This is a genomic window from Tatumella sp. JGM94 (genome assembly GCF_018257595.1).
Taxonomy (GTDB): Bacteria; Pseudomonadota; Gammaproteobacteria; order Enterobacterales; family Enterobacteriaceae; genus Tatumella; species Tatumella punctata.
Map to the genome: position 1 here is coordinate 124,178 of NZ_JAERJN010000008.1, position 22,201 is coordinate 146,378.

The 22,201-nt window shown below is 50.3% G+C and carries 19 protein-coding genes and 1 riboswitch; of the genes, 5 read left to right on the plus strand and 14 right to left on the minus strand.

The annotated features are described in order from the left end of the window. Positions 1 to 101: 101 nt before the first annotated feature. Both lexA and JK216_RS07925 read right to left on the minus strand, forming a co-directional pair. Complete coding sequence (gene lexA / locus JK216_RS07920) at positions 102 to 716, minus strand: transcriptional repressor LexA (protein ID WP_212707535.1); 615 nt, start codon at positions 714 to 716, stop codon at positions 102 to 104. Between the two features lie 108 nt (positions 717 to 824). Further along, positions 825 to 1,190: a diacylglycerol kinase gene (locus JK216_RS07925; protein ID WP_212711418.1), complete on the minus strand. Its 366-nt coding sequence runs from the start codon at positions 1,188 to 1,190 to the stop codon at positions 825 to 827. 133 nt (positions 1,191 to 1,323) lie between these two features. On the opposite strand from JK216_RS07925, the gene plsB reads away from it, so the two are divergent. Then, positions 1,324 to 3,753 carry a glycerol-3-phosphate 1-O-acyltransferase PlsB gene (gene plsB, locus JK216_RS07930; RefSeq protein WP_212711417.1) on the plus strand — a complete coding sequence of 810 codons (2,430 nt, stop codon included), beginning with the start codon at positions 1,324 to 1,326 and terminating at the stop codon, positions 3,751 to 3,753. A gap of 55 nt (positions 3,754 to 3,808) precedes the next feature. On the opposite strand, the gene ubiA is transcribed toward plsB, so the two are convergent. The 4 genes from ubiA to pgi form a co-directional block, all read right to left on the minus strand. Continuing rightward, positions 3,809 to 4,693, minus strand: coding sequence for a 4-hydroxybenzoate octaprenyltransferase (gene ubiA, locus JK216_RS07935; RefSeq protein ID WP_212707568.1), 885 nt, complete (start codon positions 4,691 to 4,693; stop codon positions 3,809 to 3,811). An 8-nt stretch (positions 4,694 to 4,701) separates the two neighbouring features. Beyond that, positions 4,702 to 5,229: a chorismate lyase gene (gene ubiC / locus JK216_RS07940; protein WP_212707538.1), complete on the minus strand. Its 528-nt coding sequence runs from the start codon at positions 5,227 to 5,229 to the stop codon at positions 4,702 to 4,704. Positions 5,230 to 5,390: 161 nt separating this feature from the next. Next, positions 5,391 to 5,816 carry a phosphate-starvation-inducible protein PsiE gene (gene psiE, locus JK216_RS07945; RefSeq protein ID WP_212707539.1) on the minus strand — a complete coding sequence of 142 codons (426 nt, stop codon included), beginning with the start codon at positions 5,814 to 5,816 and terminating at the stop codon, positions 5,391 to 5,393. A 149-nt stretch (positions 5,817 to 5,965) separates the two neighbouring features. Continuing rightward, positions 5,966 to 7,612 (minus strand): glucose-6-phosphate isomerase, encoded by a 1,647-nt coding sequence (pgi, locus tag JK216_RS07950; protein ID WP_212707540.1) that lies wholly within the window; start codon positions 7,610 to 7,612, stop codon positions 5,966 to 5,968. A gap of 434 nt (positions 7,613 to 8,046) precedes the next feature. Next, positions 8,047 to 8,242: riboswitch (Lysine riboswitch) on the plus strand. A gap of 88 nt (positions 8,243 to 8,330) precedes the next feature. Between pgi and lysC the strand changes: the two genes are divergently transcribed. Both lysC and panS read left to right on the plus strand, forming a co-directional pair. Beyond that, positions 8,331 to 9,686, plus strand: coding sequence for a lysine-sensitive aspartokinase 3 (gene lysC / locus JK216_RS07955; protein ID WP_212707541.1), 1,356 nt, complete (start codon positions 8,331 to 8,333; stop codon positions 9,684 to 9,686). A 256-nt stretch (positions 9,687 to 9,942) separates the two neighbouring features. Further along, a complete protein-coding gene (panS, locus tag JK216_RS07960) occupies positions 9,943 to 10,860 on the plus strand; it encodes a bile acid:sodium symporter family protein (RefSeq protein WP_212707542.1) in 918 nt (305 codons plus the stop codon). A 39-nt stretch (positions 10,861 to 10,899) separates the two neighbouring features. On the opposite strand, the gene JK216_RS07965 is transcribed toward panS, so the two are convergent. The 6 genes from JK216_RS07965 to JK216_RS07990 all read right to left on the minus strand — a co-directional run bounded on the left by JK216_RS07965 (position 10,900) and on the right by JK216_RS07990 (position 17,189). Continuing rightward, positions 10,900 to 12,525: a Na/Pi cotransporter family protein gene (locus JK216_RS07965; RefSeq protein WP_212707543.1), complete on the minus strand. Its 1,626-nt coding sequence runs from the start codon at positions 12,523 to 12,525 to the stop codon at positions 10,900 to 10,902. A 122-nt stretch (positions 12,526 to 12,647) separates the two neighbouring features. Beyond that, a complete protein-coding gene (locus JK216_RS07970; RefSeq protein ID WP_212707544.1) occupies positions 12,648 to 13,640 on the minus strand; it encodes an ABC transporter ATP-binding protein in 993 nt (330 codons plus the stop codon). Between the two features lie 8 nt (positions 13,641 to 13,648). Further along, on the minus strand, positions 13,649 to 14,428 hold the full coding sequence (locus tag JK216_RS07975) for an ABC transporter permease (RefSeq protein WP_212707545.1): 780 nt from the start codon (positions 14,426 to 14,428) through the stop codon (positions 13,649 to 13,651). A gap of 11 nt (positions 14,429 to 14,439) precedes the next feature. After that, positions 14,440 to 15,285 (minus strand): ABC transporter permease subunit, encoded by an 846-nt coding sequence (locus JK216_RS07980; protein ID WP_212707546.1) that lies wholly within the window; start codon positions 15,283 to 15,285, stop codon positions 14,440 to 14,442. Continuing rightward, a complete protein-coding gene (locus JK216_RS07985; RefSeq protein WP_212707547.1) occupies positions 15,282 to 16,103 on the minus strand; it encodes an alkaline phosphatase family protein in 822 nt (273 codons plus the stop codon). The genes JK216_RS07980 and JK216_RS07985 overlap by 4 nt, the downstream gene beginning before the upstream one ends. A 24-nt stretch (positions 16,104 to 16,127) precedes the next feature. After that, positions 16,128 to 17,189 carry an ABC transporter substrate-binding protein gene (locus JK216_RS07990; RefSeq protein ID WP_212707548.1) on the minus strand — a complete coding sequence of 354 codons (1,062 nt, stop codon included), beginning with the start codon at positions 17,187 to 17,189 and terminating at the stop codon, positions 16,128 to 16,130. 241 nt (positions 17,190 to 17,430) lie between these two features. Between JK216_RS07990 and JK216_RS07995 the strand changes: the two genes are divergently transcribed. Beyond that, positions 17,431 to 18,108: a UTRA domain-containing protein gene (locus tag JK216_RS07995; RefSeq protein ID WP_212710297.1), complete on the plus strand. Its 678-nt coding sequence runs from the start codon at positions 17,431 to 17,433 to the stop codon at positions 18,106 to 18,108. A gap of 4 nt (positions 18,109 to 18,112) precedes the next feature. Here JK216_RS07995 and JK216_RS08000 read toward each other — a convergent pair whose 3' ends face one another. Both JK216_RS08000 and JK216_RS08005 read right to left on the minus strand, forming a co-directional pair. Continuing rightward, the gene (locus JK216_RS08000; RefSeq protein WP_212707549.1) at positions 18,113 to 18,844 is read right to left on the minus strand and encodes a response regulator; all 732 of its coding nucleotides are present in this window, start codon (positions 18,842 to 18,844) and stop codon (positions 18,113 to 18,115) included. A gap of 33 nt (positions 18,845 to 18,877) precedes the next feature. After that, positions 18,878 to 20,485, minus strand: coding sequence for a sensor histidine kinase (locus tag JK216_RS08005; RefSeq protein ID WP_212710292.1), 1,608 nt, complete (start codon positions 20,483 to 20,485; stop codon positions 18,878 to 18,880). 354 nt (positions 20,486 to 20,839) lie between these two features. On the opposite strand from JK216_RS08005, the gene JK216_RS08010 reads away from it, so the two are divergent. After that, positions 20,840 to 22,198, plus strand: a complete 1,359-nt coding sequence (locus JK216_RS08010) for a 2-hydroxycarboxylate transporter family protein (protein WP_212707551.1) — start codon at positions 20,840 to 20,842, stop codon at positions 22,196 to 22,198. Positions 22,199 to 22,201 lie beyond the last annotated feature (3 nt).

Sequence of the window (22,201 nt, forward strand, 5' to 3'; positions counted from 1 at the left end):
GCATCAGTAAAACTAGCAGGCGCGGGAACAGGGGACAGTAAGGAACCGTCTGGCTGAGACATCTTACTCAGCCAGCAGGAGCAGAGGTGATCAGCGGCGGACTATAACCACTCGCCGTTACGGATAACGCCTACCGCCAGGCCTTCAACCGTCAGGTTTTGTTCGCGGATATCAACCACAATCGGCGAGAATTCGCTATTTTCGGGGAGCAGTTGCACAGTGTTACCCTGTTTTTTCCAGCGTTTCACTGTTACTTCGTCATCAATTCTTGCCACAACCACCTGACCATTACGGACATCCTGGGTTTTATGTACCGCCAGCAGATCGCCGTCCATAATACCGATGTCTTTCATTGAGGTACCGCTGACCCTGAGCAGGAAATCCGCTGACGGTTTAAACAGCGCCGGATCAACCTGAAAATGGCTTTCAATATGCTGCTGGGCAAGCAGGGGCTCACCGGCAGCGACACGGCCGATCAGTGGTAATCCCTCGGTGGTTTCTTCTTCCATCAGCAGGCGAATACCCCGCGATGCCCCGGAGACGATTTCAATAACACCTTTACGCGCCAGAGCTTTCAGATGCTCTTCTGCGGCATTCGGGGAACGGAAACCCAGCTGGGACGCAATTTCTGCGCGCGTCGGCGGCATACCCGTCTGTTGAATATGGTCGCGAATCAGGTCATAGACCTGCTGTTGCCTGCTGGTTAATGCTTTCATCCCGCCCCCTGGTTGTTTATACAGTCGCTGTGAGTATATACAGGTATTTTCTAAATGGGAACCAAAAACCGTCATAAAACAAACAACTGTCGGTTAAGATCCCGCCACTCACCACCACTGCCATAACAGAGCGATCCAGACAAAAGCCGCCAGCAGCAATGCCAGAAACACCGCCGCCGAACCTAAGTCCTTCGCCCGGCCAGATAACGGATGAATTTCAGGCCCCAGCCGGTCCACAACCGCTTCAATCGCGCTGTTAAGGACTTCAACGATAACAACCAGCACCACCGAACCAATCAGCAGTATCCTGGTGACTGTATCCACATTCAGCCAGCAGGCAACAATCACCGCCACGGCTGCCAGCACGGCTTCCTGCCGGAAGGCTGCTTCATGGCGCCAGGCCGCACGCAGTCCCTGCCATGAATAGCCCGCGGCTTTTATTATTCTCCGCCATCCGCCTGTCGTACCCGCCATCCCTGTTTACTCCTTTTATGATAAAAATTACCGTTATATCAGGATACGATTCGTTGTATCCTCACAGATCTTCTTTGTAGTTTCTGGTATGCTTGCGCCGCTTTGCTAACAGTAAGAGGCCGCAGATTTGTCTATGTCAGGTTGGCGTAAACTTTATTATAAATTACTCAGTTTTCCATTATCTTTGCTGGTTAAGAGCAAAGTTATCCCGGAAGATCCTTTCTCCGAACTGGGGCTGGATCCGACCCGGCCCATTATCTATGTATTCCCGTATGATTCCAAAGCGGATCTTCTGGCGATGCGTGCCCAATGCCTGCAGCATGATCTGCCGGATCCGTTACAGCCGGTGGAAATCGATGGTCATTTTTTACCCCGTCATGTATTTATCCACGATGGACCACGGTTACTGCCCTATTTCACTCCGAATCAGGAAACGGTAAAAATCTTCCATGATTACCTCGACCTGCACCGCAATAATCCGGCTCTGGATGTTCAGCTGGTGCCGGTATCGGTGATGTTCGGCCGCGCGCCTGGTAAAGAAGTTCAGGGAGCACAGGCGCCGTTCCTGCGTGAACTTAACGGAATACAGAAGTTCTTTGCCATTCTCTGGCTGGGACGCGATAGTTTTGTCCGGTTCTCACCCAAGGTTTCTCTGCGTCAGATGGCAGATGAACACGGTACCGATCAATCCATCGCCCATAAATTATCCCGTGTGGCCCATATCCATTTTTCACGGCAACGGCTGGCGGCGGTCGGACCGCGTTTACCGGCCCGGCAGGATCTGTTTAATAAACTGCTGCAGTCAAAAGCGATTGCCAAAGCGGTAGAAGATGAAGCCCGTAGCAAGAAAGTGTCCTACGATACGGCACAGAAAAATGCGGTCGCGATGATGGAAGAGATCGCTGCCGATTTCTCCTATGAAGCCATTCGTATCACCGACCGTGTGATGGGCTGGCTGTGGAGCCGGTTGTATAAAGGAATTAATGTCAGTGGCGGCGAACGTATCCGCCAGCTGGCACAGGATGGCCACGAACTGGTGTATGTCCCCTGCCACCGCAGCCATATGGACTATCTGTTACTTTCCTATGTGCTTTATCATCAGGGACTGGTTCCCCCGCATATTGCCGCGGGTATTAACCTGAATTTCTGGCCTGCCGGCCCGGTCTTTCGTCGCCTGGGGGCGTTCTTTATCCGCCGTACTTTTAAAGGCAACAAGCTCTATTCAACCGTGTTCCGCGAGTACCTGGGTGAACTGTTCAGCCGCGGCTATTCGGTCGAATACTTCGTTGAAGGCGGACGGTCACGTACCGGACGCTTGCTGGAGCCCAAAACCGGTACCCTGAGCATGACCTTGCAGGCCATGCTGCGTGGCGGTAACCGGCCAATTACTCTGGTGCCGATTTATATTGGCTATGAGCATGTGATGGAAGTCGCGACCTACGCCAAGGAGCTGCGGGGAGCGACCAAAGAAAAAGAGAGCCTGCTGCAGATGCTGCGTGGTTTACGCAAACTGCGTAATCTGGGCCAGGGATATGTGAACTTCGGTGAACCCTTGCCGCTGGTTAACTATCTGAATAACCAGGTGCCGGAATGGCGTGACGATATCGATCCGATAGAGCCACAACGTCCGGCGTGGATGACGCCGGTGGTTAATGACATTGCCCGCAAAGTGATGGTGCGGATCAATAACGCCGGGGCCGCAAATGCCATGAACCTGTGTGTTACCGCATTACTGGCTTCTCCGCAGCGTTCACTGACCCGTGAACAACTGCTGGAACAGCTGGAGTGTTACAGCCAGTTATTACGTAATGTGCCGTACAGTGAAGGGACCACCATCCCGGAGATGTCTGCCGAAGACTTGCTTAGCCATGCTGTAAGTATGAACAAGTTCACCACTGAGCACGATAATATCGGGGATATGATCATATTGCCGAAAGAGCAGGCGGTTCTGATGACCTATTACCGGAACAATATCCTGCACTTACTGGTAATGCCATCCCTGATTGCCGCCATAATTCATCAGCACGGGACTATTCGTAAAGATGAGCTGCAGCGGGAAGTGGCACTGATTTATCCGCTGCTGAAAAGTGAGCTTTTCCTGCACTGGGAAGCTGAGCAACTGCCGGAGGTTATCCGCGATCTGTGTCAGGAACTGGTCAGTCAGTCGCTGATCCGCAGTGACGGCGAACATTATGCAGTGCATAAACCGCGTTCGCGGGTACTGGGACTGCTGGCGGCAGGAATCCGGGAAACCCTGCAGCGTTATGCCATCACCTTCGCCATCCTGAATGCGAAACCCGCGATTAACCGTGGTACCCTGGAAAAAGAGAGCCGTACCCTGGCACAACGTTTATCGGTACTGCACGGAATTAACGCGCCGGAGTTCTTCGATAAAGCGGTATTCTCCGGGTTAGTGCTGACATTACGGGATGAAGGCTATATCAGTGATAAAGACGATTCTGAACCGGAAAAAACCCGTGGTATGCGTCAGATCCTGCTTGATTTGACAAGCAGCGATGTCCGCCAGACTATCGAAAACGGTATTGCCTCTGATCAGGAATAGCCGGATAAAAAAGGGCGCCCCGTGAACGGAGCGCCCTTTTCTTTTAGGTTGCCGGTTACATCAGATTAATAAACGGCAGGGTACTCAGTACAATTCCGCCAAAAATTACCAGCCCGACATAGTTATTATTCAGGAATGCCTGAAAGCAGGCATCGCGGTTGCGTCCGGCCACCAGCCGTTGCTGATAAATAAAAAATCCTGCGGCGATCACCAGCGACAGATAATACCAGCCATTCAGGCTCAGCAACTGACCGGACACGGCCAGCAGAACCAGCGTAGTTATCTGCAGTAAACCAATAATCAGTTTATCGTGACGCCCGAATAATACGGCCGTCGATTTCACCCCAATTTTCAGGTCATCATCGCGATCAACCATGGCATAAAAGGTGTCATAGGCCACTGTCCAGCACACATTCGCCAGGAAAATCAGCCAGCATGCCAGAGATAACTCCCCGCTGACGGCCATCCACGCCATTGGAATTGCCCAGCCAAACGCAGCTCCCAGCACGACCTGAGGCAGATGGGTATAACGTTTCATAAACGGATAAGCGCTGGCCAGCACCAGCCCGCCCACAGATAACAGTACCGTCCGGGTGCCCATCGTCAGTACCAGCAGAAAAGCCACCACCACCAGTGTCAGAAACAGCCCTTTCGCTTCATTCTCTGTGACCTGGCCCGCAGGCAGCGGCCGCAGACGGGTACGCTTTACATGCCCGTCCACATTTCTGTCTGCATAATCATTAATAACACATCCGGCGGCGCGCATAACAATCACCCCGAGGACAAAAACCACCAGCACTGAAAAAGGCGGCAATGTCTGTCCGGCCAGCCATAAAGCCCACAGGGTTGGCCATAACAGCAGCAAAGTACCGATGGGTTTATCAATACGCATCAGGCGCATATACGCCCGGAATTTCGATATTTTTACAGAATCGTGCACAGTTTCGGTCATCCTTTAGCTCCGGCCAAATACAACGGAGATAACGGTAAAAAAGTCTCGGTTAACATCAGGGGTTTTCCTGAAAGACGTAATAATGAATATCGGCCCCATAAATCATCATTTTTTCCAGGCAGAATAAAATCACGACTTAATAACGGCGAAGAGAATAAGTAACGGCCCAGCGGACACTCTCCCAGTGATGTCAGGGCCAGCTCAGGCCCGCTGAGGGTCGACTCAGGTAATACCGTACGTCCGGCCAGCCAGGGGACGCCATCACCATATAAAATGATGTCACGCAGCCAGTAGCTCTGGTGGCGATCAAAACCGGCATAGTCTTGTTCATGAGGCAATAATGAGCGGTATTCGATAAACCCCTCACTGACCACACCTACGCTGATGTTCTGACAATACGCTTCCAGCCGGGCTGTCATTGATTGTTCCTCAAACAGCCAGCACCTTATATCAGGGGGGATTTCAGGGGCTGAGGGCTGCATCCAGTGCAGCTGATACAGTTTAAGGCGTTCCTGTATACACATTCGGGTTTCCGGAAATCAGTTGATATCGCTCTGTACTGTCCCGGACAAGGCACAGATACAGAGCATTTCACCGGCACACTATAGCAGACTGATGCCCGCTAAGCAGGATCTTCTGCCGCCAGTCCTGTCGGCCGTTAATATACCGGTAGCAGAACCGATCATTATTCTCTTTTCAGACGTTTCGAGTTAGCCAGCCATAACGTACCGACCAGAATCAATAATGCCGCTGAATAGCATAACGTATCTAAAGGATTGCGATGGTCAACAATGATTAAACGAATAATAGCTGTCACACCGATATAAATAAAATACCGCAGCGGGAAATGGAATCCGGACTGAAAATACTTAACAATCAATGCAATAAATTCGAAGTACAGAAAATAAATAACAATGCCTTCAATCAGCAGATAAGAAGATGATTCTTCACCCGTATGAAACAACACATTGGCCAGGTGTAATGTTTCTTTCCCCAAAAAGATCACCAGAATAATAGCCAGCGTAATCAGGCCAATATTCAGTACCCACTGTAAAACCGTCGCAATAATACCGCCTAAAGACGATTTTGGCGCCTTCTCTGATGTATCCATCTGCTCCCCGCAAAAAATACAATTCACTGCATGTCGTTACTGGAATAACCCGCACCATAGTGGTTCCGGATGGCAGTTACCTTGCGCCACTGTCGGTGAAGATAAAAAGGCGGCATGACTGCCGCCGGGTCAGACAATGACCACTGAGCTTAACGCCACTCTTTATAGCGGTTAATCAGGCCATTGGTCGAGCTGTCATGACTGGTTACAGCATCGGGTCCGGTCAGCTCTGGCAGAATGCGGTTAGCCAGCTGTTTTCCGAGTTCCACCCCCCACTGGTCAAAGCTGAAGATATTCAGAATCGCCCCCTGGGTGAAAATTTTATGCTCATACAGGGCAATCAGTGCTCCCAGCGAGTAAGGCGTCATTTCACGCAGCAGGATAGAGTTGGTCGGACGGTTACCTTCAAACACTTTAAACGGCACAATATGGGCCACTTCTGCTGCCGTTTTGCCTGCATCAGCAAACTCTTGCTCCACCACTGCCTGTGATTTACCAAATGCCAGCGCCTCAGTCTGAGCAAAGAAGTTAGACAACAGCTTCGGATGGTGGTCACTGAGCGGATTGTGGCTGATGGCCGGTGCAATAAAATCACAAGGAATGATTTTGGTACCCTGATGAATCAGCTGGTAGAACGCATGCTGGCCGTTGGTTCCCGGTTCACCCCAGATAACCGGCCCGGTCTGGTAATCTGCCACCTCACCATTACGATCGACATATTTCCCGTTAGACTCCATATTCCCCTGCTGGAAATAGGCGGCAAAACGGTGCATATACTGATCATAAGGCAGGATAGCTTCGGTTTCGGTGCCGTAAAAGTTGTTATACCACAGACCAATCAGCGCCAGCAGCACAGGCAGGTTCTTTTCTGCCGGTGTATTGGCGAAGTGCTGGTCCATGCCATGGGCACCACTCAGTAACTGTTCAAAATTGTCAAAACCGACAGACAGGATAATCGACAGACCGATAGCCGACCATAACGAATAACGGCCACCGACCCAGTCCCAGAATTCGAACATATTGTCCGTATCGATACCGAATTCAGAAACGGCTTTTCCATTGGTCGAGAGGGCGGCGAAGTGGCTGGCGACCTGCTTTTCATCACCGGCACTGGCCAGGAACCAGTCACGGGCACTGTGGGCATTGGTCATTGTTTCCTGGGTGGTAAAGGTTTTTGATGCAACCAGGAATAACGTGGTTTCAGGGTTCAGGGGACGTAAGGTTTCAGCTATATGGGTTCCATCAACATTCGAGACGAAATGCATATTCAGATGGTTTTTGTAAGGACGTAATGCCTCCGTCACCATAAATGGCCCTAAGTCAGAACCACCGATACCAATATTAACCACATCGGTAATGGCTTTCCCCGTATAACCTTTCCATTCGCCGCTGATAATGCGCTCAGAGAAATGTTTCATTTTCTGCAGAACCGCATTGACCGCGGGCATAACATCTTTACCGTCCAGCAGGATCGGCGTGTTGCTGCGGTTACGCAGAGCAACATGCAGCACTGCACGATCTTCGGTACGGTTAATTTTTTCACCGGAAAACATGGAGGCAATTGCGCCGCTCAGATCAGTCTCTTTCGCCAGGGCGAGTAATTTGTCCAGCGTTTCACGCGTGATACGGTTCTTAGAAAAATCGACCAGGATTTGATCTTCAAATGTCGCCGAAAACTCAGCGAATCGCTGAGGGTCACGGGCAAAAAGATCAGCAATACTCACATCTTTCATGGCAGAGAAATGCTGTTGCAGCGCTTTCCATGCCTCAGTTTGTGTCGGATTAATATTTTTCATAACAACACTCTTATTGATTAATGAACTGTGAATCTGGCTTTAGTATAAATTCACCCGCGCCATGCTGACAGCGGAGATACATGGCCACAGCGTGAAACTATGCTCAAACAAATACCTGCCGCAGTCACCAGCCCTTCCGGCAGAAGGATGACTCTCAGTATGACGATTCTTACTGTTGAAAGGAAAAAATTTATGCGCTTACCGCACCTGACGGTATTGATGACCGCCAGATCCCGCTCAGTGCGCTGTGGTCCGTGATACCATCCTCAGGAGTTATCGTCTTGTTCGAAGGTGCGCCGCGTAAAAAGGCCAGATAATCTGAAGTTTGCCGGGATGTTAATCAGCTGAGTGCAAAATAATACTTATGTAACGGATAGCCGTTGACAGGCAGCCGATTACGGGATATTTCTAAAGAAGTTCTTACGTATTCTACGTAGACCAGAAGAGGCGCGTCACCCAGGCAGTATGTCAGAGGAACCGTATCCACAGACGACATATCAGGGGGAGTGACGCCGAGGCTGCAAACATGCGGTATGTTTGTTCGTCGACCACAGGGGCTGAATCCTCTGGGTTGTCACTGTCGTAACGTTTATAATAAAACGTTTAACAAGGTGGGGCGCTTCTGGCTGACTCGTTGTCCTGTCACACCAGTCTGCCTGTTTTTGTCCTCCCTTGTGCTAAAGGCTGAATTAAAGATCCTGACACGAGGCTGTTTTGCATGTCCCAATCCGCATTAATCGTTGCTAAATTTGGCGGAACCAGCGTGGCTGATTTCGATGCCATGAACCGCAGCGCTGATATCGTATTATCCCGTTCTGACGTTAAACTGGTGGTGCTTTCAGCCTCTGCCGGTGTTACCAATTTGCTGGTTACGCTGTCTGAAGGCCAGCCGGTGACCGTGCGTCAACAGTTACTGGAAAAACTGGCCCGGATTCAGTATGCCATTGTGGATAAACTGCGTGCAGCCGTAGTCATCCGTGAAGAAGTCAGTCGTATCCTGGAAAATATTGCACTGCTGGCGGATAAAGCAGCCTTAACGCCTTCCGCCTGTCTGGCCGATGAATTAGTCAGTCACGGCGAATTATTATCAACATTATTATTTAGCGAAATTATCCGTGAACGCGGTGTGCCGGTGCAGTGGTTTGACGTGCGGCGGGTAATGAAGACCAGTAACCGCTTCGGACATGCAGAACCGGATATCGCTGCGCTGGCAGAGCTGTCGGATAGCGTGCTGACCCCTCTGATAACGGAGTCACTGGTGATCACCCAGGGGTTTATCGGTTGCGAGGCCGGCGGATTGACAACCACCCTTGGCAGAGGTGGCAGTGATTATACGGCTGCATTACTCGGCGAAGCATTGAAAGCACAACGTATTGATATCTGGACGGATGTTCAGGGCATTTATACTACCGACCCACGAATTGTTCCGACCGCCAAACGTATTGATGAAATAACCTTTGAAGAAGCCGCCGAAATGGCGACCTTCGGAGCCAGAGTTCTGCACCCTGCAACCTTACTGCCGGCCGTACGTAATGATATTCCGGTCTTTGTCGGTTCCAGCCAGGCCCCTGAGGGGGGCGGAACCATCGTCTATAATCAGACCCGCCAACAGCCGCTGTTTCGTGCTGTCACCCTGCGCCGGAATCAGACATTACTGACCCTGCATAGCCTGAATATGCTCCATGCCCGTGGTTTCCTGGCCGAAGTATTTGCTATCCTGGCGCGGCATGATATTTCCGTCGATCTGGTTACCACCTCGGAAGTCAGTGTCGCCCTGACCCTGGATACCACCGGTTCGACCTCGCACCATGGAAGTTTACTGACCACGGGATTATTAACAGAGTTGTCATCGTTATGCAGAGTCGAAGTGGAAGAGAATCTGTCTCTGGTCGCACTGATCGGTAATCAGCTGACACAGTCGCAGGGAATAGGTAAAGAAGTGTTCGGCGTGATGGAACAGTTCAGTTTGCGGATGATCTGCTACGGTGCCAGCAACTATAACTTATGTTTCCTGGTCCCGGGCAACGACGCTGAACACGCTGTCCGGACGCTGCATCAGCATATTTTCGAGTAACTCTCTCCGGACAGGCCATGAAAATGCTCTGTGGTCTGTCCGGTTTTCTGAACCATTTGCTACCCTGTCCGCGAAACCACAGATCATTCACTGAGTTTTCTGCGCTTTACAGCACAAATCATGAAGTTTTCCTGCCCCCCTGTTGTCATCAGATCGAAATGTTATGATCGACGGTTACCTGTCAATACGCTAAAGACGCTGTTCTGTGGCATGCCCGCGGAACGCATCCGGCTAAAAATAATAAGGAATTCTGGTTATGCTCGCCAACATTACCCGCCTGTTTCCCCTGTGGGCCATTCTGCTGTCGGTGGCAGCCTATTATTCACCGGCAACTTTTCTGCCTATCGGCCCCGGAGTCAGCGAACTGTTAATGCTCATTATGTTCGGGATGGGTGTGACCCTGAGTGTTGACGATTTCAAACGGGTACTGACCCGTCCGGCGCCGGTGCTGGCCGGTACTTTTCTGCACTATTTCGTTATGCCGCTGGCCGCCTGGGGGCTGGCGAAGTTATTCCATATGCCTCCGGATTTATCTGCGGGCATGATTCTGGTCGGCAGTGTGGCCAGTGGTACTGCCTCGAATGTCATGATCTATCTGGCTAAAGGGGATGTGGCCCTGTCAGTGACTATTTCTTCGGTCTCGGCACTGGTCGGTGTTATCGCCACCCCGCTGCTGACCCGGCTGTATGTCGATACCCATATTCAGGTGGATGTCGCCGGCATGCTGTGGAGTATCGTAAAAATCGTTCTTATTCCGATCGGGCTGGGGCTGATAGTTCACCACAGCCTGACTGCGCAGGTGAAAAAAGCAGAACCCTATCTGCCGGTATTCTCAATGCTGTGTATTTTGCTGATTATCAGTGCGGTTGTCGCCGGCAGTCAGCCATTTATTGGCTCGGTCGGGCTGATGGTGATTGCGGCCGTGATCCTGCATAACGCTATTGGCCTGCTCGGCGGCTACTGGGGCGGAAAACTGTTCGGATTTGATGAATCCACCTGCCGGACACTGGCCCTGGAAGTGGGCATGCAGAATTCAGGGCTGGCAGCGACCTTAGGTAAACTCTATTTTTCCCCGCTGGCCGCCTTACCCGGTGCACTGTTTTCCGTATGGCATAACCTGTCAGGTTCACTGCTGTCAGGCTACTGGTCCGGTAAACCGGCAGATAAAAAATAACCTGGTAAAATGTGATGCCGGAGGACCGGCATCACTGGCTTAGTCACGGTTATCATCCGGCTCTGGCTGTTCAAGTACACTGTAGGCAACCGCACAGAACAGGGAGTTCAGACGTTTCATCTCCCCCAGTAATCCGAGGTGCAGAGAACTGGTTTCGATACTCTGTACATTTTGCAGATGTAACCTGTTAACGTGCGCCAGAGAGTAGCGCTGGTTAAGAATACGAAACCGATGTTTAGCCCGCCGCAGCCGCTTTGCGGTCTGTATATCCTGTGAAATAAAGACCGACAGACTGAGATGTAAATTTTTCAATAGCTGTTCCTGCAGCGTATCCAGTTCCTGCATACCATCCGCAGAAAATGGCCGGTGGGCAGCCAGCGATTTCGCGGCGACATCCGCCGACATCCGCTCAATAATATCGCCGGCCTGTTCAAGATTTACCGCCAGATCGATAATCTCAGCCCAGCGCCTGGAGTCCTGCTCAGCCAGATCTTCCTTTGGCATCTGTGCCAGATAGAGTTTAATGGCGGTATAGAGTACATCCACATCATCATCCAGCCGCCGGACCGTTCTTTCCTCGCGTACTTCACCGTGCATCACCTTTGTCAGAGTCTGCAGCATCTGTTCCAGCACATCTCCGATACGCAGAGTCTCACGGGCGGCATTGACCAGCGCCAGCGCTGGCGTATCCAGAGCACTGTAGTCGAGATGCTTTGGCTTCAGGCGCAGATCATTGTCCACATCATCATTTATCAGCCGGGTACATAACCGCGCCATCGCTCCGCTGAAGGGAACCAGTGCCAGGCAGCGAATAACGTTGTAGAACACATGAAATGAAATCACCAGTTCCGCATCACTCATCGGAACATGTGACAGCGCACTGGCGATCAGATTGATAAAGGGCAGAATAATAATACAGCCAATCAGCTTAAACAGCAGGCTGCCGAGAGCCACCCGCTTCCCTGCCGCGTTGGAGCGACTATTGTTGATCATCGCCAGCAGGCCACTGCCAAAGTTAGCGCCAATCACCAGGCAAAGGGCCACTTTGAATGAAATAACATCGGTCGCGGTCAGGGTAGCGGTTATCAGCACGGCAGCCAGGCTGGAATAACTGATAATGGCAAAGACTGCCCCCACCAGCGCATCAAGAATAATATCGCCGGTCAGGGACGAGAACAGTACCTGAACGCCGGCCGCCTGGGTAATCGGGTGTGAGGCCTGAACAATCAGTTGCAGTGCCAGTAAAATAAGCCCCAGTCCAATCCCGGTGCGCCCTATTTGTCCCAGCCGGGTCTGTTTACGGCTAAGAAAGAAGGTCACCCCGATAAAAATAAACAACGGTGACAACCAGGACAGGTCAAACGTCAGAATACGCGCCATAATGGCTGTCCCGACATCGGCACCCAGTACTACCACCAGCGCAGGGGTCAGACTCATCAGGTTCTGTGACACAAATGAAGTCACCAGCAAGGTCGTCGCGTTACTGCTTTGTACCAGCGCGGTAACACCAATCCCGGCCAGGAAAGCCATCGGCTTTTTTTCGACACTGCGGCTGATGACCCGCCGCAGATCAGCGCCATACACCCGCATAATGCCGGTACGGACAATATGTGTCCCCCAGACAAGTAACGCGATTGCTGATAATAAATTTAATAAAGTTAACATGTTAAGGTTACTCCTTTTCCGTCACGTTGCCGGTAACTTCAGCGGAAACGTGTCGTGCTCCTCTGGCCGGACAATCGGATGACGGCTCCTTAACACCGGTATTCGCCTGTAAATTCCCCCTGTCAGGCAACCTGACGTAATGCGGAAAAATCTATCTGCAGCCCCAGTTGCAGGCCGGCAGGATAGAGACCATCGTCACGGCGGTTAAGCATATCGACAGACAGCTCGATGCCCTGACATTCAACACGGTAACGGATCACGTTTCCCAGCAGGCTGCTGCTGAGAATACGCGCAGAAAGCCCCTGTTCCGCCGGGCAGAAACGAAGAGTTTCAGGACGAATAGCTACATGCGAATGAAATGATTGTCCGGTCAGCTGCGTCGCCTGTCCGGCCGTTAATAAATTATAATTGCCGATAAAACCGGCAGCAAATAAGTCTGCAGGCTGAGTATACAGATCTTCAGCCGCCCCGTTTTGCACAATCTGACCTTTATTCATCAATACGATACGATCGGACAGGGTCAGAGCTTCTTCCTGATCGTGGGTCACAAATATTGTGGTCAGATTCAGCTCCTGCTGAATCAGGCGAATTTGATCACGCAAATGGCGACGTATCCTGGCATCCAGTGCCGAAAGTGGCTCATCCAGTAACAGTAATTTCGGCCGGGTGACCAGTGAACGAGCCAGCGCCACACGCTGGCACTGTCCGCCGGATAGCTGATGAGGATAACGGCCGGCAAATTCGTGCAGTTCAACCAGAGCCAGTACCTCGGCGACCCGGCGGCGGATATCAGCAGCCGGTAATTTCTGCATTTTCAGGCCAAAAGCCACATTTTTTTCGACCGTCATATTCGGGAACAGTGCGTAACTCTGGAACACCATACCAACGCCCCGCTGCTGAACAGGCACATTCACAATATTGTGATTGTCCAGCAGGATTTCACCGCTATCCACTTCCGTCAGTCCTGCCAGACAACGTAACAGTGTCGATTTTCCACAGCCACTCGGGCCCAATAAGGTCACAAACTCACCTTCGCGGGCGGTAAAGTCGATATCGTGAAAAACAGGGGTTGTAGCGTAGCTTTTATTCAGTCGTCTGACATTCAGGGTGGCCATAGGGTGCCTCATTGACGGTTAAGCAGATTGGCCAGCCAGGTGACAACCAGGATGACAGCAAAATAAGAGATCACTAATGCGCTGGTAAAATGACCACTACCATTACGCATATTGTAGAGATAGACCTGCAGTGTTTCATAGCGGCTGCCGACTAACAGGTTAGCGAATACAAACTCACCTATCAGAAACGAGAACGATAACAGTACCGCCACCAGCACACCCTTACGTAAGTTAGGCAGCACCACAAAAATAGCCGCTTTACAGGTACCGGCACCTAACAAATGAGCAGCATCAATCAGCTCTTTCAGATTCACTGACTGCATATTATTGGTGATAGCACGGTAGATAAACGGTAATGCAATCGTGAAATAACAGCCGATCAGGATCCAGGGGGTACCGGTCAGCATCAGGGGTTCGGAAGAATAGAGTTGCAGTAACCCGACAGAGGAGACCACCGGGGGTACAGCAAACGGCATCAGGATCAGGACATTCATTATACTGTCCAGCCCAGGGTAGTAGTAAGCAATTACAAACATTGCAGGCAGTACCAGTAAAAGCGATATCAGCAGCGCACCAAAACAGACCAGCAAAGAATGCCATAGCGCACTGATAAAACGCGGGTCCTGCCATAACGTGGTAAACCATGACAGTGTCAGCCCGTGGGGTAAGATAGTATCGCTCCATTCCCTCGATAAGGCATATACCAGTGTGGCGGCCAGCGGCAGCGCGAGGATCACCAGCAGTACACTGCTGACAGTCCGGTGATAGATATTTTCAGTCCGGGACATAGTCACTCCCTTCAGGAACGTCCGGCAGCTAAATAACTGCGACGTACCAGGTATTGTTGAACGACAGTGATAACTGTCAGCAGAACCACCAGCAGCATTGCCAATGCACTTCCCATATAAGGATCCAGGGAAATATCTCCGGACACCAGTGCCGCTATCCGCACCGGCACAACATTAAAGTTACCGCTGGTCAGGGCATAGATGGTGGCATAAGCCCCGAGGGCATTCGCCAGCAGGATCACAAACGTCCCCAGTAACGCTGGTGACAGGACAGGTAACGCAATCAGACGCCAGTAATGCCAGCGGCCTGCACCCAGCAGCGCCGCCGACTCCTGCCACTCTTTCCTGAGTCCTTCAAAGGCCGGAAACAGCAGCAGCACCCCCAGCGGGATCTGGAACCAGGTGTAAATCAGGATCATGCCATCGCGGGAGAATAACCGGAATCCGGATGCCAGCCCGTAATGGCGCATCAGTAACGTCAGACATCCGTTGAGACCAAGCAGAATAATAAAAGCGAAAGCCAGTGGCACTCCGGCAAAATTACTGGTCATATTGGTAAATGCCATCATAAAACGATGGAAACGGCCATTACCCAGTTGATGCAGGGAATACCCTGCCACCAGCGAGATAAGTAACCCATACACACTGGACCAGAAAGAGATATCGAGAGAAAAACGTATCGCCTGCAAATAAAAAGGGGATGTCAGAATGTCATGATAGTTATCAACACCCCAGCGGCTGTTCACATCACTCCAGAAACTGTTACCGGCTACCCATATCAGCGGTGCCAACTGAAAAGCGATATAAAACAATGCAAATGGCAGTAACCACAGCAGGGCTATGCGTTTTCCCTTCATTCCCCGGCCTCCGGTCCTGTCGACAACAGCGCCTGACATACCGGTTTATCATGGGCAATCTCAAGAAGCTGACAAACAGTGCCACATAACTCGGTCTGACGCGGCACAATATTATTCTGTTTAGAAAATCCGCGGCCGAACACAAACAGCGGAACCCTGATTTCTTCGGGTAATCGCCCGCCATGGGAACGATCATCATTCATACCGTGATCCGCCGTAACAATCACCTGATAATCTTCCCGCAGCCATTGGGGCATCCAATGTGACAGATAACCATCGGCAATACGTGCACGGTTGCGATACTGTGCTGAGCTGAGTCCGAATTTATGCCCTGCATCGTCGATATTCATCGGGTGAATCAGCAGAAAGTCGGGATCATAGCCGCGGCGCAGACTTTCGGCATCTTCAAACAGGTGAGAATCCGGATAACTGTCATCCGAGTAAAAATGTCCGAACTGAATAGGCAGATCTTCTTGCTGTGTATGACGGTCACGAACCGCATCGTAAGGACTGCGGTTATACAATTCACTCACCCAGTGGTAGGCTGCCGCTGCCGTGACCAGACCTGCATCCCGCGCATAATGAAAGATACTGCGCTGCTGACTGAGCCGGCTGACCCCGTTATGAATAATTCCGCTGATCACCGGCGGTACTCCGGTGAGAATACATTCATACAATGGCCGTGACAGTGAAGGTAACTCACAGGTCATCGGGTAATATTTGCCATTCCCCTGAGCACACTCGGCATGTAAATAGCCCATCCCATGCTCAGCGACGATATCACTCAGACCGTCCAGTACCACCAGGATTGTTTTCATCTTTTACCTCATTACCCGAACGACTTACTGTTGCATATTGATCATGACATCCTGCTGCCACAGAGCTGGCAGTTGTTTTGACGTTTTGTCCCAGGCGGCCTGGTCCTTAATCGGATGGGCATTTTTATATTCAGAGGCCGGTAACAATTTGGCCTGAACGTCTGCCGGTAAAGTCAGATACTGTGCGCGGATAGGACGGGCATAACCACGAGCCAGGTTGATCTGACCGGCATCAGAGAAGATGTACTCACGGGTCAGTTTGGCGGCATTCGGGTGTCTGGCATATTTGTTAATAATGGTCGTGTAACCCGAGGTTACCGAGCCGTCGGAAGGGATCACTACCTGGTAGCGGTTCTTATCAATCTGATCGCGGTAATTCAGACCATTAAAGTCCCAGACTACCGCGACCTGGATTTCCCCTTTCTCAATATTCGCAATCACCGGATCTGTCAGGCCCAGACGGCCCTGCTTCGCCAGATCACCAAAATATTTCAGTGCCGGGGTCAAATCTTTCTCGTTCCCCCCCAGTGCATAGTTGGCCGCTAATACGCCATTGGCGGCCTGAGCAGCCACACCCACATCACCGATGGTTACGACATATTTACCTTTTTTAAGATCAGCCCAGCTGTGCGGAACATCTTTGACCTGTTGTTTGTCGACCAGAAAAGCGATTGTCCCGGTGTAGGCCAGCATCCAGTCACCCTGTTTATCTTTTGCCCAGTCGGGAACCTGATCCCAGTGGCTGGTTTTATAAGGCTGTGCCAGACCTTTCGCGACAGCTATCGGGCCAAATGCAGCACCGACATCACCAATATCTGCACTGGCATTACCTTTCTCGGCAGCGAATTTTGCCAGTTCCTGTGCCGATGACATATCCGTATCACTGTGTTTAATACCGTATTGCGTCGTGATGTCATGCCAGGTGTCTTTCCAGTCAGCCCAGCTGTCAGGCATCCCGACACTATTGATTTGCCCTTCACTGCGGGCGGCTTTTTCCAGTGCCGCCAGGTCATTATCGGCTGCATGTGCGGCAGGAAGAGCAAGAAAAATGGCTGCGGATAATAGCGTTAACATACTGGCTTTCATGTCGGGCTCCTGCGATTAGGGGATAGAACACTGGTCTAGTCCAGCAAAAACCAAGCCAATGTAGCGGCATACTATGAAGATTTTATGACAGCATTGTGATATCAGGATTTTTACCCTACTCTGCGGGCTGGCTACGCTGAGCACTGCGGTTCACCGGCGTTATCACAATGAATTCAGTGAGTGCAGACATGCACCGACATGGGGCTGACAGGTGACTTCCGGGAACACGAAAACAGTCGATATGATTGCGGGCTCTCTGCTGCAACGTGTAGAAAAGGGCGAATTCGCACAAGGGCGTCTGCCATCAGAACGATGCCTGAGCGAACAATATGCCACCACCCGTATTACCCTACGGGAAGCGCTGGCATTACTGGAAACTCACGGGAAAATATACCGTGAGCTGCGTCGTGGATGGTTTATCGCACCACCACGGCTGGTGTATAACCCTTTGTTGCGCAGCCATTTCCATGAAATGGCGGCACAGCAGGGACGGCTGGCCCATACCGAGGTGATCAGCTGTGGTGAGATTTCGGCAACACCTTTACTGGCACAGCAATTATCTGTCACCGCGGGTGAGGCGCTTTTCTGTATCCGCCGCTTAAGGAGGATTGACGGGCGGGCGGTACTCTATGTCGAGCATTATCTCAATCCGCAATTCTTCCCGGGACTGTTGCAGGAAGATCTCACCCGTTCACTGACAGATTTATACCAGTCTCTGTATGGCATACGTTATGGCGGCGTACGTTTTACCGTGTTACCCGGCCCTTTACCGGCCTTTTCCGCTCCGGCACTGAATGTTGCTTCAGGCAGCCCGGGGATTTGTATCACCCGCATCAACCAGAACCAGCATCACCAGGTGATCGACTGTGACCATGAATACTGGCGCTACGATGCATTATGTGTCGATGTGGAAACCTGACCTCTTAGGTTCCCTTGTCAGGCTGACCGGAGGACGGGCTTTCGGCTGGCAGAAGACGGCGGCGATATAAACGCCGCGGATGACCTATTTTCCCGTAAACCATTTCGACCCCCAGTAATCCGGTTCTGACACAGTATTCCAGATAACGTCGTGCCGTAGTTTTGCTCAGCCCCGAGTGGACCATAACCTCATCCACACTCAGGCACTGATCTCCTTCGCTAAACAGTTGCTGTACCCGTGCCAGGGTATTTTCTTCAATACCTTTTTCGGTTTCCCGCTGCCGGAAATTCTTTGCCTGTAGCTGATACAGTAAATCGACATTTTTTTGATCAACAACCTTCCACTCCCGCTGCTGTTTACTGAAACGGATAAAGTTTTCCAGCGACTGGCTAAGCCGCTTCAGGGACACCGGCTTAAGAATATAATCAAATGCTCCAACGCGGATCGCCTGACTACAGATATTCATATCACTGGCTGCCGTAATGAAAATAACCGCGCATTTCGCCCGGCTGAACATGGCGGAGCTGATTAAACTGATCCCCTGTCCGTCAGGCAGATAGTTATCCATAAGTACCAGCTGCGGATTACGTTGTTCGATCATTTCTCTTGCCTGAGCAAGAGTGGAGGCAATACCTGTAACCCGTAAACACGGGAAGTCATTCACCAGCGCTGCGTGTAACTGCGCAAGCGTGCTTTCATCTTCAACAATCAGTACATCAATATGTTCATCAGGCATAATTATTATCTTTAGTTGCTGTATTCCTTTTACTCAGGTATCAGGCTGTGCTTCAGGAATATCCGGAATAAAAACAGAAAAAACCGTTCCCCCGCCGGGATTATCAGTAACTTCGATCACACCACCGGCCTGGGTAACGAAACTGCTCACCAGATAGAGGCCGATGCCGTGTTCTGCCCCGTCTTTTGAAGTCATTTCCCGGTCAAATAAGCGATCCACCATCATTTCAGGGATCCCGACACCCCTGTCGGCAACTTCAATAATCAATTCGTCCTTACCGGCGAGGATCAGCACCTCAATGATCCTGCGAGAAGGATCCATGTGTCCTGTGGCTTCGATCGCATTATCCAGCAGATTACCTATCACGGAGATCAATTCTGATTCCGGCAGTCCGCGAAATGGCAATAACAGATGGCTGCCGGGATCAAAAACCAGTGCAATACCTTTCTCTCGCGCCCGCGATACTTTTCCCAGCAGTAATCCGCACAACATAGGGGAAGCAAATTGTGCGGAAATAAAATCCAGCACACCCTGGGCATGTTCAGACTGTAACTGGATGTAGTCGATAGCTTCACGATAGTGACCGGACTGCAGTAAGCCGGAGATCACAGCCGTCTGATTTAGCTGTTCATGATGCATAATGCGCAGATTTTCAAGGTAGCCGTTGACCTGACTTAAACGGGTCGTCAGGCTTTCTATTTCCTGGCGGTCACGGAAGGTAATTACCCATCCTTGTAGTTTGTTTTCCAGTAAAATACGGACACGACTGGCAATAACAGTGAGCTGATTAAAAAGACAGATTTCGTCATGCGTATCATTTTCCAGCATAACGGTACGGTCGAAGAAAGTTACTGGTTTAATTAACTGATGAATATTTTTTCCGTTCAGTGAATTATGTTCTCCTTTGATACCCAGCAGTAACTGCGCAGCTTTATTTACCACAATCACTTTTAACTGATCGTCTACCGCAATCACCCCTTCATAAATCGACTCCAGCATCGCTTTTTGCTGACGTACCAGCAGGCCTATCTCCCTGGGCTCCAGACAAGACATCTGTTTTTTGATGCTGCGGGTAAAAAACCATGAATATATAAACAAACTGACTAACATCAAAAAAAGAATGATAAAAGCATTAAAAACCTTACTGAAGGTAATATTATCCAGTTCACTTTTCAGGTAGCCAACCGAAACAATCCCGGTAATATTTCCGTTATTATCATAAACCGGTGATTTACTACGCAGAGAAATACCCATCCCCCCTCTCCGCCAGGTCGTCACTGTCTTGCCCCCCAGCACCTCATCATTGTCACCACCGATCAGCGGAGTCCCGACTTTTTCTTTATTCACAGAATGATATAAGTGGTTTATTTTATTGTCCCCGATAACAATAAAACTGGCGTCGCTCAATAGTACAATTTTATCCATAAAGTCTGTGATTTCCTGCAGATTACTGTTGGCGACAGAACGACGCAGATCTGGCATTACCGAAATGAGATCTGACTGAACGCGCGTTCTCACGCTCATCTCCTGGTAGATTCTTCTGCCTGCTTCCAGATAGTAATAGACAGCGAAAAGAGAGAACAATAATAAAAAAACAATAATCAAAGAGATAAACAACCTTATCTGAAAAGACATTTTCATATGCCGCCCGCCACAGTACGCTGACATGACAGATAATATATCACCACTCAGTTAATTCTATTTTTTAAATAAAAAAACTTGTGATCTTTTGCACAGCTTAATTCCTTAAATGTCACCTGTTACCTTGCCATACAACTGTACCCCGGTTAAAAAAACATAAAATAAAAATATTAAATACAAAAAAAGAACATCATCGGCCACAGCCGGAATATTCTCCCTAATAAAAACCATTAAATCCTTTAAGTTCATAAAAACCATTAGCGCCATAAAATCTCCTAAATAAGTAAATCCTTTATCACAACATCAGTAAGTATTTCCTTGCGAGAATAATATTAACAATAAAGGAGAACTCTGATGGCTACAAAAAATATCCCGGCAGACAGCCCGGAAAAGAAATCATTAAAAGAGCAATGGTGGCATATTCTTGACACCTGGAAGGTAGGTATTATCCCCCTGCCTTTATTTATTCTCTGCGGAGTATTGATCGCCATTGAGTCCGCAGGGGGAAGGCTTTCCAGCGATATAGTCGTAATGGTAGCTACCCTCGCTTTCTTCGGCTTTGCCTGTGGTGAATTTGGTAAACGTCTGCCTGTGGTCGGAAAAATAGGTGCTGCTGCGATTTGTGCCACCTTCATTCCCTCTGCACTCGTCTTCTATGAAGTGCTGCCGGATATCGTTGTTCAGGCAACCACTAAATTCTATAAAGATACCAACATTCTTTATCTTTATATCTGTTGCATTATTGTCGGCAGTATTATGAGTATGAACCGGACAACCCTGATTCAGGGTTTCTTGCGTATTTTTGTCCCGATGTTATGCGGCGAAATTGTCGGTATGCTGGTCGGGATGGGGGTCGGACTCGCTCTTGGCCTGGAACCATTCCAGATTTTCTTCTTTATTATTTTACCGATCATGGCAGGCGGTGTTGGCGAAGGTGCTATCCCTTTATCGATAGGTTATGCCGCATTGCTCAATATGGATCAGGGTGTGGCCTTAGGCCGTGTGTTACCTATGGTTATGCTCGGCAGTCTGACGGCCATTATTATTGCCGGCTGTCTGAATCAAATCGGCAAACGCTACCCGCACCTTACCGGTGAAGGTCAGCTGATGCCTGAATCTGAAAATACCTCTGACCTTTCCGGCCCTCCTGACGAAGGCGCGAAACTGTTTAGCGGTCCCCCTGACATGGGTGCAGTGGCTTCCGGTGTATTGCTGGCAGTCCTTCTTTATATGGTGGGCATGCTGGGACATAAATTTATTGGCTTACCGGCCCCGGTGGGCATGCTGTTCGCTGCAGTGCTGGTGAAACTGGTACATGGAGTATCACCACGCCTGCTGGCAGGCTCTCAGATGGTATATAAATTTTTCCAGACGGCCGTCACTTATCCGATTCTGTTTGCTGTCGGAGTGGCAATTACACCATGGCAGGAACTGGTGAATGCTTTCACTCTGACCAACTTACTGATTATTTTCAGTACTGTCCTTTCGCTGGTCGTTACCGGCTTCTTCGTCGGCAAAAAACTGCGTATGCACCCGGTAGATGTCGCCATCATTTCCTGTTGTCAGAGCGGACAAGGAGGTACCGGTGATGTTGCGATTCTGACTGCGGGCAACCGGATGGTGTTAATGCCTTTCGCACAGATAGCGACCCGTATCGGCGGTGCAATTAATGTTTCGGTGTCGTTGCTGATCCTCGGAAACTTTATTATTTAATCA

Coding starts and splice junctions, on each gene's coding strand:
- JK216_RS07980 (WP_212707546.1), bottom strand. CDS start 15,285: ATGAAGGGAAAACGCATAGCCCTGCTGTGGTTACTGCCATTTGCATTG.
- pgi (WP_212707540.1), bottom strand. CDS start 7,612: ATGAAAAATATTAATCCGACACAAACTGAGGCATGGAAAGCGCTGCAA.
- ubiC (WP_212707538.1), bottom strand. CDS start 5,229: ATGTGTATACAGGAACGCCTTAAACTGTATCAGCTGCACTGGATGCAG.
- JK216_RS07985 (WP_212707547.1), bottom strand. CDS start 16,103: ATGAAAACAATCCTGGTGGTACTGGACGGTCTGAGTGATATCGTCGCT.
- JK216_RS07995 (WP_212710297.1), top strand. CDS start 17,431: ATGATTGCGGGCTCTCTGCTGCAACGTGTAGAAAAGGGCGAATTCGCA.
- JK216_RS07970 (WP_212707544.1), bottom strand. CDS start 13,640: ATGGCCACCCTGAATGTCAGACGACTGAATAAAAGCTACGCTACAACC.
- lexA (WP_212707535.1), bottom strand. CDS start 716: ATGAAAGCATTAACCAGCAGGCAACAGCAGGTCTATGACCTGATTCGC.
- JK216_RS08000 (WP_212707549.1), bottom strand. CDS start 18,844: ATGCCTGATGAACATATTGATGTACTGATTGTTGAAGATGAAAGCACG.
- JK216_RS07975 (WP_212707545.1), bottom strand. CDS start 14,428: ATGTCCCGGACTGAAAATATCTATCACCGGACTGTCAGCAGTGTACTG.
- lysC (WP_212707541.1), top strand. CDS start 8,331: ATGTCCCAATCCGCATTAATCGTTGCTAAATTTGGCGGAACCAGCGTG.
- JK216_RS08010 (WP_212707551.1), top strand. CDS start 20,840: ATGGCTACAAAAAATATCCCGGCAGACAGCCCGGAAAAGAAATCATTA.
- JK216_RS08005 (WP_212710292.1), bottom strand. CDS start 20,485: ATGAAAATGTCTTTTCAGATAAGGTTGTTTATCTCTTTGATTATTGTT.
- psiE (WP_212707539.1), bottom strand. CDS start 5,816: ATGGATACATCAGAGAAGGCGCCAAAATCGTCTTTAGGCGGTATTATT.
- JK216_RS07990 (WP_212707548.1), bottom strand. CDS start 17,189: ATGAAAGCCAGTATGTTAACGCTATTATCCGCAGCCATTTTTCTTGCT.
- JK216_RS07925 (WP_212711418.1), bottom strand. CDS start 1,190: ATGGCGGGTACGACAGGCGGATGGCGGAGAATAATAAAAGCCGCGGGC.
- plsB (WP_212711417.1), top strand. CDS start 1,324: ATGTCAGGTTGGCGTAAACTTTATTATAAATTACTCAGTTTTCCATTA.
- panS (WP_212707542.1), top strand. CDS start 9,943: ATGCTCGCCAACATTACCCGCCTGTTTCCCCTGTGGGCCATTCTGCTG.
- JK216_RS07965 (WP_212707543.1), bottom strand. CDS start 12,525: ATGTTAACTTTATTAAATTTATTATCAGCAATCGCGTTACTTGTCTGG.